Source organism: Streptococcus sp. HMSC074B11, assembly GCF_001808705.1.
Classification (GTDB): Bacteria; Bacillota; Bacilli; order Lactobacillales; family Streptococcaceae; genus Streptococcus.
Map to the genome: position 1 here is coordinate 1 of NZ_KV794242.1, position 15,583 is coordinate 15,583.

Sequence of the window (15,583 nt, forward strand, 5' to 3'; positions counted from 1 at the left end):
CAGGTTCGAATCCTGTCTTCCCGATTGATGTTACAAGAGTAAGAACACTAGTTGTTCTTTTTTTATTTATTATAAATCTTTTTTCATTGTGTCAACTGCTGTAGAATGATGAAAAAAATTCAATTTGAAAGAGTTTAATCGGGTCCTCTCCTTTTTGATATTTTAGCAGTGGATAAAACAACTTTTTGAATTATGGACTCTATTTTTGTCGTATTATTATTAACTCTTGAATAGTCATTAACTGTATTAGGAACATAAAATTTTAGTAAGAAATAAAATATATCACCGATTCAATCATAATGGGTTGAATCGGTGATTTTTATATAAGGAAAAAATATGTATCTTGTTAAATACTCGTTTTAGTATGAAAGGAATTATATACTTTAGTTTTAATTATAGTCTTACCAAAGAATCTCGCATAAATGTTTTGTCTCAATTGTTGACTTTGGGAATTGTTCAATCAAGAGAGGAAGCACAAAACCTCATTCGACAATCAGAATTACTGAAAAGTTATGCAGTAGAAGATTTGGATAATGTCGAAACTAGTCAACAGTTTTTCAAGTCATTAGTAGAGAAGGGGGAGTAAATGTTAAAGAATATTCCTAAAATTATTAGCCCAGAGCTAGTTAAGTATCTAATGGAGATGGGACATGGAGATGAGCTAGTCATAGCTGATGCTAATTTCCCAGCTCACAGGATTGGACAACGCGTTGTTCGTTGTGATGGTCATGGAGTTCCTGTGATTTTGGATGCTATTTTGCAACTACTACCTCTCGATACATACAGTGACTATCAAGCAGGCCTTATGCAGGTTGTACCAGGAGATCCAACGATTCCAGTTATTTGGGATGAATATAAAACCTTACTAGGCAAGTATCATACAGGTGCATCTATCAAAGAGTTTGAACGTTTTGAATTTTACGATCAGGCAGAGAAATCTTATTTAGTGATTCAAACTGGAGAAAGTGCTCTTTATGGAAATATTATCCTGAAAAAAGGCGTTTTGAAAAAAAATAAGGGGGATGTGGGGCTTCCCACTCCCTTCCTTTGCGATTTATTTGTTAAAAAAATCACAAATATTTGAAAATATAAGAAACATATTATATAATTAACCTAAATATAAAGCGTGAAAAACGCAAGGAGGAAAAAATATGGCAACATTTTACGTTCCAGCAGTCAACCTTATTGGTAAAGGTGTGGTAAATGAAGTTGGTCCTTATGTTAAGGAGTTGGGCTATACTAAGGCTCTTTTGGTGACAGATAAGTATATCGAATCAAGTGATATCTTGCCAAAAATTTTAAAACCTTTAGATGATGAAGGGATTGCTTACGTTATCTTTAGTGATGTTGAACCTAACCCTACTTGTAAAAATGTCATGGATGGGGTCGCTGCTTTGAAAGAGCATAACTGTGACTTTATCATCTCTGTCGGCGGTGGCTCTCCACAGGATGCAGCTAGCTGTATTTCTGTAATCGCTACTAATGGTGGTAAGCCACAGGATTATGAAGGTTTGCATAAGTCTGCTCAAAAAGGCCTTCCTGTTGTAGCGATCAATACTACTGCAGGTACATCAGCAGAAATTACAATCAACTACGTTATCACTGATGAAGAACGTAAGGTTAAAATGGTAATGGTTGATAAGAACAGTCTTGCTCTTATCTCTGTTAATGACCCTGAATTGATGGTTTCAAAACCTCAAGCTTTGACTGCTGCTACTGGTATGGATGCTCTTACTCACGCTGTTGAAGCTTTGGTAACACCAGGTGCTTATGATGTGACTAAGAAACTCTCTATCGGAGCTATCGAGCTGATCAAAGAATATCTTCCACGTGCAGTAGAAAACGGTCACGACATCGAAGCTCGTGAAGGTATGGTTAATGCCATCTTCCTTGGAGGAATGAGCTTTAACAATGCTGGACTTGGTTATGTTCACTCAATGGCTCACCAATTGGGTGCTGTCTATAACTTGCCTCATGGTGTTTGCTGTGCCATGCTTTTGCCAGTTGTTGAGCGTGAAAATGCCAAACGTGTACCTGTAGCCTTCCGTAATGTTGCTAAGGCCTTGGGTATGCAAATCGAAGGAAAATCAGATGAAGAATGTGCTGCTTATGCTATTTCTGAAATTGAAAAACTTTCTGAAACTGTCGGTATTCCTAAGAAATTGACAGAACTTGGTATCGAAGAAAAAGACTTTGACTTTGAATACCTTTCTAAGAATGCCTTGATTGATGCTTGTGCACCAGGTAATCCATTCATGCCAACTTTGGAAGAAACCATTGCTTTCTATAAGGAATTATTCTAAGCAAAGCTACTTTGGAATTTTTTAGGGATAGTAAATTTAAGATTCTTACATTATGAATTCCTCCCGAATATTCAAATAATGTATTAGGGAATCAAATACTATTCCTATGATTTAAAACCAATAATATTTAAGAAGAACTATCCTTGTGATAGTTCTTTTTTGGAAAATTTGATATGCTAGGATTATGAAGAAAATCAAAATCGATGTAGTGGCTCTTCCCTTAAGTGGGCATCTCTATCCTACGATGAATTTACTTGCACCACTATTACAAAATCCTCAGTATGAGATACGTTTATTTACAGGTCCTCAGAAAAAGGCTGTTGCAGAGGCGGTTGGTTTTCAAGTTCTTCCCATTTTAGAAGGACACGTAAAGGAATTTGAAAAAGCTGCCAACAATAAGGAGCAGTTAGGAATTTTTTCAGCTTATCGGCAGTTGTCTGCTAGTCTTGATTTGATTAACCTAGTTTCGGACCAATTAATCCAAGAATGGACAAATCATCGTCCGGATATTGCCATAGTGGACTTTATCACACTATCTGGTGGACTTGTAGCTGAGCAGATGGGGATTCCGTGGATAACAACTATGGCGACCCAATTTGCGGTTGAAACGACAGGGGGACCTCCTTGTTTCTTTGGAGGAATGGGGACTCCTCAGAATAACTGGCAGGTTTTACAACAGTTTCTTGGAAGAAAAATAACTCATTTAGTGAAACGGATTGTATCTTTTTCGTTTCGTGATCGTTTAAAGAGATATAATTTTAGATTATATAATCAACTTGATCAAGAAACTATTTATTCTCCCTATTCTATCTTAGGTATTGGGATGAAAGAAGTGGAGTTGAAGAAAGGATTTCCAGAGCACTATTGCTGGGTAGGACCTTTTGGCGCTTCTGTTGAGGCTGTAGAGGATTATCCTTTAGATTTATCGGCTTTTCCTAATCGCAAGAAGGTTTTGGTAACTTGTGGGACACAACTAGCTTGGGCCAAAGAAAATCTTATTTATCAAGCTACGCAACTTGCAAAAGCTTATCCTGATTGTCACTTTTTTGTAACTCGTGGAGTTGGTGGACAACCTTTCAAGTGTGAGAATCTTATGGAGAATCTTTCCGTTGTTTCTTATCTTCCTTACAAGGAATACATTCCTCTGATGGACTATGTCATTCATCATGGTGGAGCAGGTATCTTTTATCAGTGCATTATTTATGGCAAACCTGCTTTGATATTGCCTCATGATTATGATCAATTTGATTATGCCGTTCGGGGTGTGGAAGCGGGTGTTGCTTATACAGCTAAAAGAGATAATAGCAAGGAGATTGGGCAGGCCTTTGATAGGCTATTGGCTAAAGAAAATTGGACAGAATTGGAGAATCTCCGCCAAGTCGCACAATCTTATCATCCGACAGAAATATTGGAAGGTGAAATCCACCGCCTGTTAGCAACTAAGGAGAAAGAGTGATGAAAAAAGTATTAGTTACAGGAGCCACTGGTTTCTTGGGTAAATATGTAGTAGAAGAACTAGTAGAACATGGTTATCAAGTAAGAGCCTTTGGTAGAAATAGTCAGGTAGGGCAATCCTTGGAAGACTCTTCTGTCAGTTTTTTTCAGGGGGATTTGACAAAGGCAGAAGATTTATTAGAGGCTTGTCAAGGGATGGACATGGTTGTTCATGCGGGAGCCCTGTCAACAGTTTGGGGGCCATGGGATGATTTTTATCAGACCAATGTTTTAGGAACTAAATATGTTCTCGAAGCTTGTCGCCAAGCTGGGATTCAGCGCTTAGTCTATGTATCCTCACCAAGCATCTATGCTGCTCCTAAGGATCAGTTGGCTATCAAAGAAAGTGATGCTCCAGAGGAAAATAATCTCAATAACTATATCCGTAGTAAATTGGCTTCGGAGAAACTCTTTAAAGATTATCCAGATGTTCCGAGTATCATCTTGAGACCTCGGGGACTTTTTGGGGTTGGGGATACCAGTATTTTGCCACGTGTGATCAATCTTAGTCAAAAAATAGGAATTCCTTTGATTGGGGATGGGCGTCAGCTCATGGACATGACTTGTGTGGAAAATGTTGCTCTGGCAATCCGTTTGGCAATAGAAGCTCCAGAAGCTAAAGGTGAGGTTTATAACATTACTAATGGTGAACCGAGGGCTTTTAGAGATTTGCTAGAGGAAAGTTTGACAGGTCTGGGTTATCCAATCAAATATAGAAAAATTCCAGCATCTCTCTTATCAGGAATTGCAAGTAGTTTAGAATTTATATACAAGACCTTGAACCTTAAAGGGGAACCACCTCTAACTCGATATACCTATTATCTGCTTCGCTATAGTCAAACGCTGGATATTAGCAAGGCCGAGAGGGAATTGGGGTATCATCCGAAAATTAGTATTTCAGAAGGGATTGAACAATATGTCCAAGATTATCGAAAGCATTGAGTATTTCCCAGCAGGATATTGTACTAGTTATGCTGGTTTGCTTTTTAAGGGGGTCAAGAATAGAAAGATGACTTTCCCTGCAGGTGTCTTTTTAATTAAGCATAGAGAAAAGGGTTATCTGCTTTATGATACTGGTTATCACTATGATATTAAGAGGAAACTTCGTTATGGCTTGTATCGTTTAGGAACGCCTGTTCAAATGACGGACAAGGATCAGATTTTACATTTGATAAAAGATAAAGGGATCAAGCCAGAAGAAATTAACTATGTCTTGTTGTCTCATCTACATCCAGATCATTTGGGAGGGGCTAGCTTCTTTCCGAATGCAAACTTTATCCTGACCCAGGAAGTCTATGATGTTTATAAGAAACCAAAACTAAAAGATTTAATTTTTAAAGAATTTTTGCCGAGTGATTTCGAGAAAAGATTGACAGTCATCAAGGCAAATCAGCAAAATGCTAACTTTAAGTATCGCCCTACCATCGATCTTTTTGGAGACGGAAGTATCCTTGTAGCTTCGATAGATGGGCATGCCAAGGGGCAAGCTTGTCTCTTTATTCCAGACTATGATCTCTTTATCGCGGCAGATCTTTGTTGGGGAATAGACCTCTTACCTTATACCAAACAGATGCACCTGATTCCTTCCTTGGTGCAGGACAACAAGGAAGCCTATATCAAGGGAACAGAGTTGCTGGAAGAGGTTTTAAAAGATGGCATAGAAGTACTAGTCAGCCATGACCCTGTAGAAAGGATTGAGCGGATTTTGTATGAAAAAAGTAACCTTTCTTAAAACTTTTATCCAAACTCGCTGGCTTCATAACTTTAGATCTCGAGAAGCATTAGAAAACTATCAGAAAAAGCAACTGGCTGCCTATATGGACTTTCTCAAACGTGAGTCACCTTATTTTAAAAATGGTGTACCTAGTGACTTTGACCACATGGACAAGGCTTTTATGATGAGTCATTTCAATGAGCTCAACACCCAAGGAGTGGATCGAGACGAGGCCTTGGATTTGGCTATCGAAAGTGAAAAAACTCGAAATTTTACAGAGCTTAAAGGAGAAATAGCTGTCGGTTTGTCCTCAGGAACGTCCGGGCATCGGGGACTCTTTATCACAACCGAAAAAGAGCGAAGTATGTGGGCAGCAGCTATCTTGGCAAAGATGTTGCCTAAGGGCCAACTTTTTGGACACCGCATAGCCTTTTTCCTCAGAGCGGATAATGAACTCTATCAGACCATCAATACGGCACTTATTCGTTTAGAGTACTTTGATATTTTCAAGAATACAGATGAGCACATAGAGCGTCTCAATAGTTATCAACCGACCATTGTAGTGGCACCTGCTTCTATGTTGATTGAATTGAGTAAGCGCCTAAAGATAGGAGAATTAAGGATTCGTCCACAAAAAATAGTTTCGGTGGCTGAAATCTTGGAAGATAGTGATAAAGAGCGAATTTTGAGCGCTTTTGAGTTGCCGATTATTGACCAAGTCTACCAGGCAACCGAAGGTTTCTTAGCTTGTACGTGCTCTGTTGGGAATCTTCATCTCAATGAAGATATCATATTTGTAGAAAAGCACTACTTGGATGACCGACGTTTTTATCCAGTCATTACTGATTTTAAGCGGAGCAGTCAGCCTGTTTATCGCTACCAGCTCAACGATATCTTGGTTGAGAATCCTGAAGCTTGTCCATGTGGATCTCATTACACAAGGATTGACAAGGTCGAAGGGCGTTCTGACGACATCTTCTATTTTGATGGACAAGATGGAGGTCAGGTAACGATTTATCCTGACTTTATCAGACGTTGCATTCTCTTTGTGGAGAATGTTGGAGATTACCAAGTCAAACAACACTCTGAGAAGCTAGTGGAAGTTTGTTTGAGTCGAAGAGATGAACAAGTAGAAACAGCGATTACAGAGCAGTTTCTACTTTTGGCGCAACAAAAAGAGTTTAAAGAACCTGAAATACAATTTTCAGATTATCACTGGGATACAAGTCGTAAGCTCAAACGTATCCAACGTTTATGAAAGGACAATAGACAATGACAGAAGTAAAAAGACATGTAGAAATCGCAGGTTATGGAGTTTGCCTGCCAAAAAATACGGTACAATTTAAAGACCAGACCCGTTATCGTGTGGTTGAAAATGAAGAGACCCAGCTAGATCTAGCAGAAGTAGCGATTCAGCGTGCCCTTGAAAAGGCAAATTTAAAAATCGAAGATATTGATTGCCTGGTATCAGCTAGTGCGGTTGGTGTTCAGCCGATTCCTTGTACGGCAGCTTTGATTCATGAGCGCGTGGCAAAAGGGCTCTCTATCCCAGCTATGGATATCAATACGACTTGTACAAGTTTTATCTCTGCTTTATCAACCATGTCACATTTGATTGAAGCTGGGGAATACCGTCGTGTTTTGATCGTATCTAGTGAAGTTGGTAGCTTGGGTCTTAATCCAAAGCAAAAAGAAAGTTTTGAACTCTTTAGTGATGGGGCAGCAGCCTTTATTTTCCAATCAAGTGATAAGGATAAGGGAGTAATTGCGAGTCTTCAACGTACTTGGTCAGAGGGGGCTCACGATACAGAGATTCGTGGAGGCTTAACTTCTTATCAGCCAAAAGAGTACTCTGAAGAGACCAAGACAAATTTTATGTTTGATATGAAAGGCAAGAAAATCCTCTTGCTTTCAGCTCGTGTCATTCCAGAAATGTTCCAAGAATTCCAAGAGAAATCTGGTATTTCTAAAGATGCTGTAGACTATATTATTCCCCACCAAGCTAGTCGCGCTCTTCCTTTGGTCATGGGAAAACTGGGTGTAGACGAAGACAAATACCTTAATCTCGTTACGGATTATGGAAATATGGTTTCAGTTGCGGTACCTTTTGGTTTAGCCTATGCACTCGATCATGGCTATGTAAAAGAAGAAGATACCATCTTCTTGATGGGAACTGCAGCTGGTATGACGGTCAATATGTTGGCATTAAAATTGTAATATAAGAGCAGGCATGTATGTGGCCTGCTTTTTATTGTTCACCTCAGTTGGAGAACTATCGGCCTAAACAGAAAAGACTTGCTAAGTTCTTCTAAACTAAGTATACTAGAAGGTAACAAGCGTTTTCAGACGTTAAATTAGGGAGTAGACTTAGAAATTGAGAGGGAGTTATGAGAACTAGAAAATTGCGACTATTGATGTCCAAGTATGGTTTTAGCATTGCGATAATTCTGATAGAATTATTTGTAGTTTTTGCAGTCATTCTTTACATGAGTCAGATTGCTCCATTTGTTTGGGTTACTCTTGTATTCCTTGTCAGTGTGGCAACTGTTTTAGCCATTGTTAATCGTTCCATGTCTCCTGAGAGCAAGGTGACTTGGTTGATTGTCACTTTTGTCCCTGTTTTTGGTCCCTTACTTTATATCATGTTTGGTGAGCGTCGGTTATCAAAAAAGGAATTCAAACAACTGCAGGAACTTCGTTCTATTGCATCTCATGAAAAGCGAGAGCATAGTCTTCATCAGATCCTACAAGAAACTGATAAATCTGCCTACGGTATTATCAATGCCTTGTTACATATGGATAGTAATGCAGAGGTTTATGACCATACAGACTCACAATTCTTTGCTAATGGAGAAGAAATGTGGCAACAGATGCTCGAGGATTTGAAGAGGGCTGAAAAATTTATTTTTCTAGAATACTACATTGTTGACGAAGGTTTGATGTGGGATAGTATGCTTGAAATTCTTGAAGAAAAAGCTGCTCAGGGAGTCGAGGTCAAGATGCTCTACGATGATATTGGTTGTATGGTGACCTTGCCTGGGGATTATACCGTTCATTTGCGTTCTAAAGGGATTGATGCTCATAAGTTTAATAAGGTGATTCCTCGTATGACAGTGGCCTATAATAACCGTGACCACCGTAAGATTTTGGTCATTGATGGGCAGATTGCCTATACTGGTGGGATTAATCTTGCAGACGAATATATCAATCAGATTGAACGTTTTGGACACTGGAAAGATAGTGGGATTCGGATAGATGGCCCGGCGACTCAAGCCTTTACCAGACTATTTCTCATGAACTGGTACATTAACCGTGGAGAAATTAGTGACTTTGATCAGTATCATTTGGAAAATCAGACACGACCAGGAGGTGGTCTTTGTATCCCGTATGGAAGTGGGCCTAAGCCTATCTATAAAATGAAGGTGGGTAAAATCGTCTATCAAAATCTGATTAATCAAGCGGAAGATTTTGTCTATATCACCACGCCTTATCTCATTATTGATTATGATTTGACAGAGGATATCAAAAATGCGGCTATGCGAGGTGTAGATGTGAGAATTATAACTCCATTTATCCCAGATAAAAAGCTCATCCAGTTAGTAACTCGAGGGTCTTATCCTGATCTTTTGTCTGCTGGTGTACGTATCTACGAGTATACTCCTGGTTTTATCCATAGTAAGCAAATGATTGTTGATGATCGATTTGCGATTGTTGGAACCATAAATCTTGATTATCGCAGCTTGGTTCACCACTATGAAAATGCAGTTTTATTGTACGAAACACCATCGATTGCAGATATTCGTAAGGACTTTGAAGAGATTTTTGAAGTATCGCAAGAAATTTTTCCTGGAACAATCAAGCCTACTTGGTATCAAACATTAATCAAAGAAGTAGCTCAGTTATTCGCCCCTATGCTTTAATTGAAAGAGCTAGTTCATCTGTATAATTAGAGAAAGAGACGGTTTGCCGTCTCTTTTTCTGTAAGCAGTTTCCTTGACATCTTGTTTGTTTTGCGTTATCATATGTCCATATAATATATGGGAGTCTGTGTACAGTCTGAGAGGAAGTGTTAAACTTCGACCGCACCTGATCTGGGTAATGCCAGCGTAGGAACGATACTTAGCCTAATTCTGCACCTTTTTCATATATGAAAGAGGTTTTTCTTTTTTCATAAAGAAAAACTGTAAATTAAAAGGAGGTTTGAATGAAAGCAAGCATTGCTTTACAAGTTCTGCCCCTGTCACAGGGGATTGACCGCATAGCTGTAATTGATAAGGTCATTGCTTATCTGCAAGCTCAAGAAGTGACCATGGTGGTGACACCATTTGAAACAGTTTTAGAGGGAGAGTTTGATGAACTTATGCGCATTCTCAAAGAAGCGTTAGAAGTGGCGGGGCAAGGAGCAGACAATGTTTTTGCCAATGTGAAAATAAATGTAGGAGAGATTTTAAGCATCGATGAGAAACTTGAAAAGTATAATGAGACGGCATATTAGTCTGTTAGGATTTTTAGGTGTCTTATCCGTTTGGCAGGTGGCGGGATTCTTAAAACTCTTACCAAAGTTCATCCTACCGACGCCACTTGAAATCCTCCAGTCTTTTGTTCGTGATAGAGAATTTCTCTGGTACCATAGTTGGGCAACCTTGAGAGTAGCCTTACTAGGTTTGGTGCTGGGTGTCTTGATTGCCTGTATCATGGCCGTCCTTATGGATAGTCTGAGTTGGCTCAATGACCTGATTTACCCCATGATGGTGGTTGTCCAGACCATACCGACCATTGCCATAGCCCCTATCCTAGTTTTATGGTTGGGTTATGGAATTTTGCCCAAGATTGTCTTGATTATCTTGACGACAACCTTCCCTATCATCGTCAGTATTTTAGATGGTTTTAGGCATTGTGACAAGGATATGCTGACCTTGTTTAGTCTGATGCGAGCCAATCCTTGGCAAATTCTGTGGCATTTTAAAATCCCTGTCAGCCTGCCTTACTTTTATGCAGGACTTAGGGTTAGCGTCTCCTATGCCTTTATCACAACAGTGGTATCTGAGTGGTTGGGAGGCTTTGAAGGACTAGGTGTCTACATGATTCAGTCCAAAAAACTGTTTCAGTATGATACCATGTTTGCCATTATTATTCTGGTATCACTGATCAGTCTTCTGGGGATGAAGCTAGTTGATATCAGCGAAAAATATGTGATTAAATGGAAACGTACTTAAAAGAAGCGTTTTGTAAAAAGAAAAGAGGAAATAAAAATGAAGAATACATGGAAAGTGTTTTTAACGATTGTAACAGCTCTTCTAGCTGTCGTGCTTGTGGCTTGTGGGCAAGGAACAGCTTCTAAGGATAACAACAAAGAAGCAGAACTCAAAAAAATTGACCTTATCCTAGACTGGACCCCCAATACCAACCATACAGGGCTTTATGTTGCCAAGGAAAAAGGTTATTTCAAAGAAGCTGGAGTGGATGTTGATTTGAAATTGCCACCAGAAGAAAGTTCATCTGACTTGGTGATCAATGGTAAGGCGCCATTTGCTATCTATTTCCAAGATTACATGGCTAAGAAATTGGAAAAAGGAGCAGGTATTACTGCCGTTGCAGCTATCGTTGAGCACAATACATCAGGGATTATCTCTCGTAAGTCTGACAATATCAATAGCCCTAAAGACTTGGTTGGTAAGAAATACGGAACTTGGAATGACCCAACTGAGCTTGCGATGTTGAAAACCTTGGTAGAATCTCAAGGTGGAGACTTTGAGAAGGTTGAAAAAGTACCAAACAACGACTCAAACTCGATTACACCGATTGCCAATGGCGTTTTTGATGCTGCCTGGATTTATTATGGTTGGGATGGAATCCTTGCTAAATCTCAAGGTGTAGATGCTAACTTTATGTATTTGAAAGACTATGTTAAAGAATTTGACTACTATTCACCAGTTATCATCGCAAACAATGATTATTTGAAAGATAATAAGGAAGAAGCTCGTAAAGTCATTCAAGCTATTAAAAAAGGTTACCAATACGCTATGGAGCACCCAGAAGAAGCTGCAGATATCCTCATCAAGAATGCCCCTGAGTTAAAGGATAAACGTGATTTCGTCATCGAATCTCAAAAATACTTGTCAAAAGAATATGCAAGCGACAAGGAAAAATGGGGACAGTTTGATGCTGACCGCTGGAATGCCTTCTACAAATGGGATAAAGAAAATGGTATCCTCAAGGAAGACTTGACAGATAAAGGATTTACTAACGAATTTGTAAAATAATGACAGAAATTAGACTAGAACACGTAAGCTATGCCTACGACAATGAAAAGATTTTAGAGGATATTAACCTACAGGTAACTTCAGGTGAAGTTGTCTCTATCCTAGGCCCCAGTGGTGTAGGAAAGACCACTCTCTTTAACCTGATTGCAGGGATTTTAGAAGTCCAGTCAGGTAGAATTGTGCTTGATGGGGAGAAAAATCCCAAGGGGCGCGTGAGTTATATGCTCCAAAAGGATCTGCTATTGGAGCATAAAACGGTACTTGGTAATATCATCCTGCCCCTTTTGATTCAAAAGGTGGATAAGGCAGAAGCTGTTGCGAAAGCAGATGAAATCCTTGCTACCTTTCAGTTGACGGCAATACGGGACAAGTATCCTCATGAGCTTAGTGGTGGGATGCGTCAGCGTGTTGCTTTACTTCGTACCTATCTTTTTGGACATAAGCTCTTTCTTCTAGATGAGGCCTTTAGTGCCTTGGATGAGATGACTAAGATGGAGCTCCACGCTTGGTATCTTGATATTCACAAACAGCTAGGCCTGACGACACTCATCATTACGCATAGTATCGAGGAGGCCCTTAATCTTAGTGACCGCATCTATATCTTAAAAAATCGCCCCGGACAGATTGTATCTGAAGTCAAACTAGATTGGTCTGAAGATGAGGACAAGGAAGTTCAAAAAATTGCTTATAAACGCCAAATCTTAGCGGAATTGGGCTTAAATAATTAGAAAGACAGGGAGTTGGTGAGGATTCTTCATTACCAGCCCCTTTTTCTTTTAAAAAATCGAAAAATTCGGTATAATAGTCAAAGATAGTCAAGGTTCAAAGAAAGAGGTGGCGTTCTATGAGATTTAAAAATACATCAGACCATATAGAGGCCTATATCAAGGCGATTTTGGAGCAGTCGGGTATGGTTGAATTGCAACGAAGCCAATTAGCGGATACCTTTCAAGTCGTGCCTAGCCAGATCAACTATGTGATTAAGACTCGATTTACTGAAAGCAGAGGCTATTTAGTTGAAAGTAAGCGGGGAGGTGGCGGTTATATTCGCATTGGTCGGATTGAATTCTCAAACCACCATGAAATGCTCCGCGATTTACTGTATTCGGTAGGTGAAGAAGTTAGCCTAGCTATCTTTGAAGATGTTTTAAGACTCTTGTTTGAGCAGGATTTAGTGACTCGTCAGGAGATGAATCTATTATTAGCAATGGCGACAGACCGAGTTTTAGGCGATGATGCCAATCTTATCCGTGCCAATATGCTCCGTCAGTTATTACAAGAGGTAGATAGAAAAGGAAAATAGAACTAAATGAAATATTCAAAAGCATTGAGAGAATGTATAGAAAGTGCCTTTCTGGTCGCAAGTCATTTTGGGGCAGAATACCTAGAGTCATGGCACCTATTGATTGCTATGGCCAATCATGGTTACAGTGTGGCTGGGGCGACTTTAAACGAATTTCCATATGAGATTGATCGTCTGGAGGAAGTTGCTGTAGAGCTGACTGAAACAAAGTATAGCGATAAGGAACATTATCAGGAGCTGCCTTTTTCACACCGGTTGAAGGTATTGTTATTGGAAGCAGAGCACGTTGCATCTGTCGTACATGCCAAGGTATTGGGAACAGAGCATGTTCTTTATGCTATTTTACATGATGGCAATGCCTTAGCTACTCGCATTTTAGAAAAAGCGGGATTTTCTTACGAAGATCAGAAGGATCAGGTCAAGATTGCTGGACTTCGTCGAAGTCTTGAAGCGCGTGCTGGTTGGACTAGAGAAGATTTGAAGGCCCTTCGCCAGCGTCATCGTACGGTAGCGGATAAGCAAAATTCCATGGCTAATATGATGGGTATGCCTCAGACACCAAGTGGAGGTTTGGAAGATTATACGCATGACCTTACGGAGCAAGCTCGTTCGGGTAAATTGGAACCAGTCATCGGGCGCGACCAAGAAATCTCTCGTATGATTCAAATCTTGAGCCGTAAGACAAAAAATAATCCAGTCCTAGTTGGAGATGCAGGTGTCGGTAAAACAGCTCTAGCACTTGGTCTTGCGCAACGTATTGCCAACGGGGATGTACCTGATGAAATGGCTAAGATGCGTGTCCTAGAGCTTGATTTGATGAATGTGGTTGCGGGAACTCGTTTCCGTGGTGATTTTGAAGAACGTATGAACAATATCATCAAAGATATTGAGGAAGATGGAAAGGTCATCCTCTTTATCGATGAGCTTCATACTATTATGGGGTCAGGAAGTGGGATTGATTCGACCTTGGATGCGGCCAATATCCTGAAACCTGCTCTAGCGCGTGGAACTCTGAGAACTGTTGGGGCAACCACTCAGGAAGAATACCAAAAACACATCGAAAAAGACGCGGCGCTTTCACGTCGCTTTGCAAAAGTGATGATTGAGGAGCCAAGTTTAGCAGATAGTATGGCTATTTTGCAGGGCTTGAAAGCAACTTATGAGAAACACCACCATGTCCAAATTACAGACGATGCAGTAGAAACAGCTGTCAAAATGGCACATCGCTATTTGACTAGTCGTCACTTGCCAGACTCAGCGATTGACCTTTTGGATGAAGCGGCAGCAACTGTCCAAAATAAATCAAAGCACGCAAAAAAAGATGAGTCAGATTTAACACCAGCTGATAAGGCTTTGATGGATGGTAAATGGAAGCAAGCTGCTCAACTCATTGCAAAAGAACAGGAAGTACCTGTTTATAAAGACTTGGTGACAGAATCAGATATTTTGACCACCTTGAGTCGCTTGTCAGGTATTCCAGTTCAAAAATTGACTCAAACAGATGCCAAGAAGTATCTCAATCTTGAAGCTGAACTGCATAAACGTGTTATCGGACAGGAACAAGCTGTATCTAGTATCAGTCGTGCCATTCGCCGTAATCAATCTGGTATTCGTAGTCATAAACGTCCAATTGGATCCTTTATGTTCCTTGGACCTACAGGTGTTGGTAAGACCGAGTTGGCCAAGGCCTTGGCGGAAGTTCTCTTTGATGATGAGTCTGCTCTTATCCGCTTTGATATGAGTGAATACATGGAGAAATTTGCAGCCAGTCGTCTCAATGGAGCTCCTCCAGGTTATGTAGGTTATGAAGAAGGCGGGGAGTTGACTGAGAAGGTTCGCAACAAACCATACTCAGTCTTGCTCTTTGACGAGGTAGAAAAGGCTCACCCAGACATCTTTAACGTGCTCTTGCAAGTCTTGGATGATGGTGTCTTGACAGATAGTAAAGGTCGTAAGGTTGACTTCTCCAATACCATTATCATCATGACTTCAAACCTTGGTGCGACAGCGCTTCGTGATGACAAGACAGTTGGTTTTGGAGCTAAGGATATTCGTTTTGACCAAGAAAATATGGAAAAACGTATGTTTGAGGAGCTGAAAAAGGCTTATCGTCCAGAGTTTATCAACCGTATTGATGAGAAGGTAGTCTTCCATAGCTTGTCAAGTCAAGATATGCAGGAAGTAGTTAAGATTATGGTCAAACCATTGATTGCAAGCCTAGCAGAAAAAGGAATTGACTTGAAACTCCAAGCATCTGCCCTTAAACTTCTAGCTCAGCAAGGCTATGATCCAGAGATGGGGGCTCGTCCACTTCGTAGAACTTTGCAAACGGAAGTAGAAGACAAGCTAGCAGAGCTTCTCCTTAAAGGTGAATTGGAAGCTGGCAAGACTCTGAAAATTGGTGTCAAAGCTGGTCAATTAAAATTTGAAATTGTTTAAAATTGTGAGGTTGGAACAGATTGTTTCAGCCTCTTTTTTGAAAAGTTGTTGCCCAAATAGCTACTTG

General features: G+C 40.0%; 14 protein-coding genes, 1 pseudogene and 1 riboswitch. All 15 genes and pseudogenes read left to right on the plus strand.

All coding sequences use genetic code 11. The features are described from left to right. Window positions 1-364 precede the first annotated feature (364 nt). The 15 genes and pseudogenes from HMPREF2619_RS01710 to HMPREF2619_RS01780 all read left to right on the plus strand — a co-directional run bounded on the left by HMPREF2619_RS01710 (window position 365) and on the right by HMPREF2619_RS01780 (window position 15,516). A complete protein-coding gene (locus HMPREF2619_RS01710) occupies window positions 365-586 on the plus strand; it encodes a hypothetical protein (RefSeq protein WP_049503858.1) in 222 nt (73 codons plus the stop codon). Beyond that, window positions 587-1,006 (plus strand): annotated as a pseudogene (locus tag HMPREF2619_RS01715) (RbsD/FucU family protein); the annotation flags it as partial. A 145-nt stretch (window positions 1,007-1,151) separates the two neighbouring features. Further along, window positions 1,152-2,303, plus strand: coding sequence for an iron-containing alcohol dehydrogenase (locus HMPREF2619_RS01720; RefSeq protein WP_049503855.1), 1,152 nt, complete (start codon window positions 1,152-1,154; stop codon window positions 2,301-2,303). A gap of 184 nt (window positions 2,304-2,487) precedes the next feature. Next, a complete protein-coding gene (locus HMPREF2619_RS01725; protein ID WP_070458577.1) occupies window positions 2,488-3,759 on the plus strand; it encodes a glycosyltransferase in 1,272 nt (423 codons plus the stop codon). Beyond that, window positions 3,759-4,739: an NAD-dependent epimerase/dehydratase family protein gene (locus HMPREF2619_RS01730; protein ID WP_070458581.1), complete on the plus strand. Its 981-nt coding sequence runs from the start codon at window positions 3,759-3,761 to the stop codon at window positions 4,737-4,739. The genes HMPREF2619_RS01725 and HMPREF2619_RS01730 overlap by 1 nt, the downstream gene beginning before the upstream one ends. Beyond that, entirely contained in the window at window positions 4,714-5,529 is an 816-nt protein-coding gene (locus tag HMPREF2619_RS01735) for an MBL fold metallo-hydrolase (RefSeq protein ID WP_070458584.1), read from the plus strand. The genes HMPREF2619_RS01730 and HMPREF2619_RS01735 overlap by 26 nt, the downstream gene beginning before the upstream one ends. Beyond that, on the plus strand, window positions 5,507-6,769 hold the full coding sequence (locus tag HMPREF2619_RS01740) for a F390 synthetase-related protein (protein ID WP_070458587.1): 1,263 nt from the start codon (window positions 5,507-5,509) through the stop codon (window positions 6,767-6,769). The genes HMPREF2619_RS01735 and HMPREF2619_RS01740 overlap by 23 nt, the downstream gene beginning before the upstream one ends. Before the next feature lie 14 nt (window positions 6,770-6,783). Next, window positions 6,784-7,728 carry a 3-oxoacyl-[acyl-carrier-protein] synthase III C-terminal domain-containing protein gene (locus HMPREF2619_RS01745; protein ID WP_070458590.1) on the plus strand — a complete coding sequence of 315 codons (945 nt, stop codon included), beginning with the start codon at window positions 6,784-6,786 and terminating at the stop codon, window positions 7,726-7,728. Window positions 7,729-7,898: 170 nt separating this feature from the next. Further along, entirely contained in the window at window positions 7,899-9,431 is a 1,533-nt protein-coding gene (gene cls / locus HMPREF2619_RS01750) for a cardiolipin synthase (RefSeq protein WP_070458593.1), read from the plus strand. A gap of 107 nt (window positions 9,432-9,538) precedes the next feature. Beyond that, window positions 9,539-9,643: riboswitch (TPP riboswitch) on the plus strand. 72 nt (window positions 9,644-9,715) lie between these two features. Then, the gene (locus tag HMPREF2619_RS01755) at window positions 9,716-10,006 is read left to right on the plus strand and encodes a thiamine-binding protein (RefSeq protein ID WP_000647682.1); all 291 of its coding nucleotides are present in this window, start codon (window positions 9,716-9,718) and stop codon (window positions 10,004-10,006) included. Further along, the gene (locus HMPREF2619_RS01760) at window positions 9,969-10,727 is read left to right on the plus strand and encodes an ABC transporter permease (protein WP_070458596.1); all 759 of its coding nucleotides are present in this window, start codon (window positions 9,969-9,971) and stop codon (window positions 10,725-10,727) included. The genes HMPREF2619_RS01755 and HMPREF2619_RS01760 overlap by 38 nt, the downstream gene beginning before the upstream one ends. Window positions 10,728-10,763: 36 nt before the next feature. Next, the gene (locus HMPREF2619_RS01765; RefSeq protein WP_070458599.1) at window positions 10,764-11,774 is read left to right on the plus strand and encodes an ABC transporter substrate-binding protein; all 1,011 of its coding nucleotides are present in this window, start codon (window positions 10,764-10,766) and stop codon (window positions 11,772-11,774) included. Next, entirely contained in the window at window positions 11,774-12,502 is a 729-nt protein-coding gene (locus HMPREF2619_RS01770; protein WP_070458602.1) for an ABC transporter ATP-binding protein, read from the plus strand. The genes HMPREF2619_RS01765 and HMPREF2619_RS01770 overlap by 1 nt, the downstream gene beginning before the upstream one ends. A 116-nt stretch (window positions 12,503-12,618) precedes the next feature. After that, window positions 12,619-13,077: a CtsR family transcriptional regulator gene (locus HMPREF2619_RS01775; protein WP_001211286.1), complete on the plus strand. Its 459-nt coding sequence runs from the start codon at window positions 12,619-12,621 to the stop codon at window positions 13,075-13,077. A 6-nt stretch (window positions 13,078-13,083) separates the two neighbouring features. Beyond that, the gene (locus HMPREF2619_RS01780; protein ID WP_070458605.1) at window positions 13,084-15,516 is read left to right on the plus strand and encodes an ATP-dependent Clp protease ATP-binding subunit; all 2,433 of its coding nucleotides are present in this window, start codon (window positions 13,084-13,086) and stop codon (window positions 15,514-15,516) included. Window positions 15,517-15,583 lie beyond the last annotated feature (67 nt).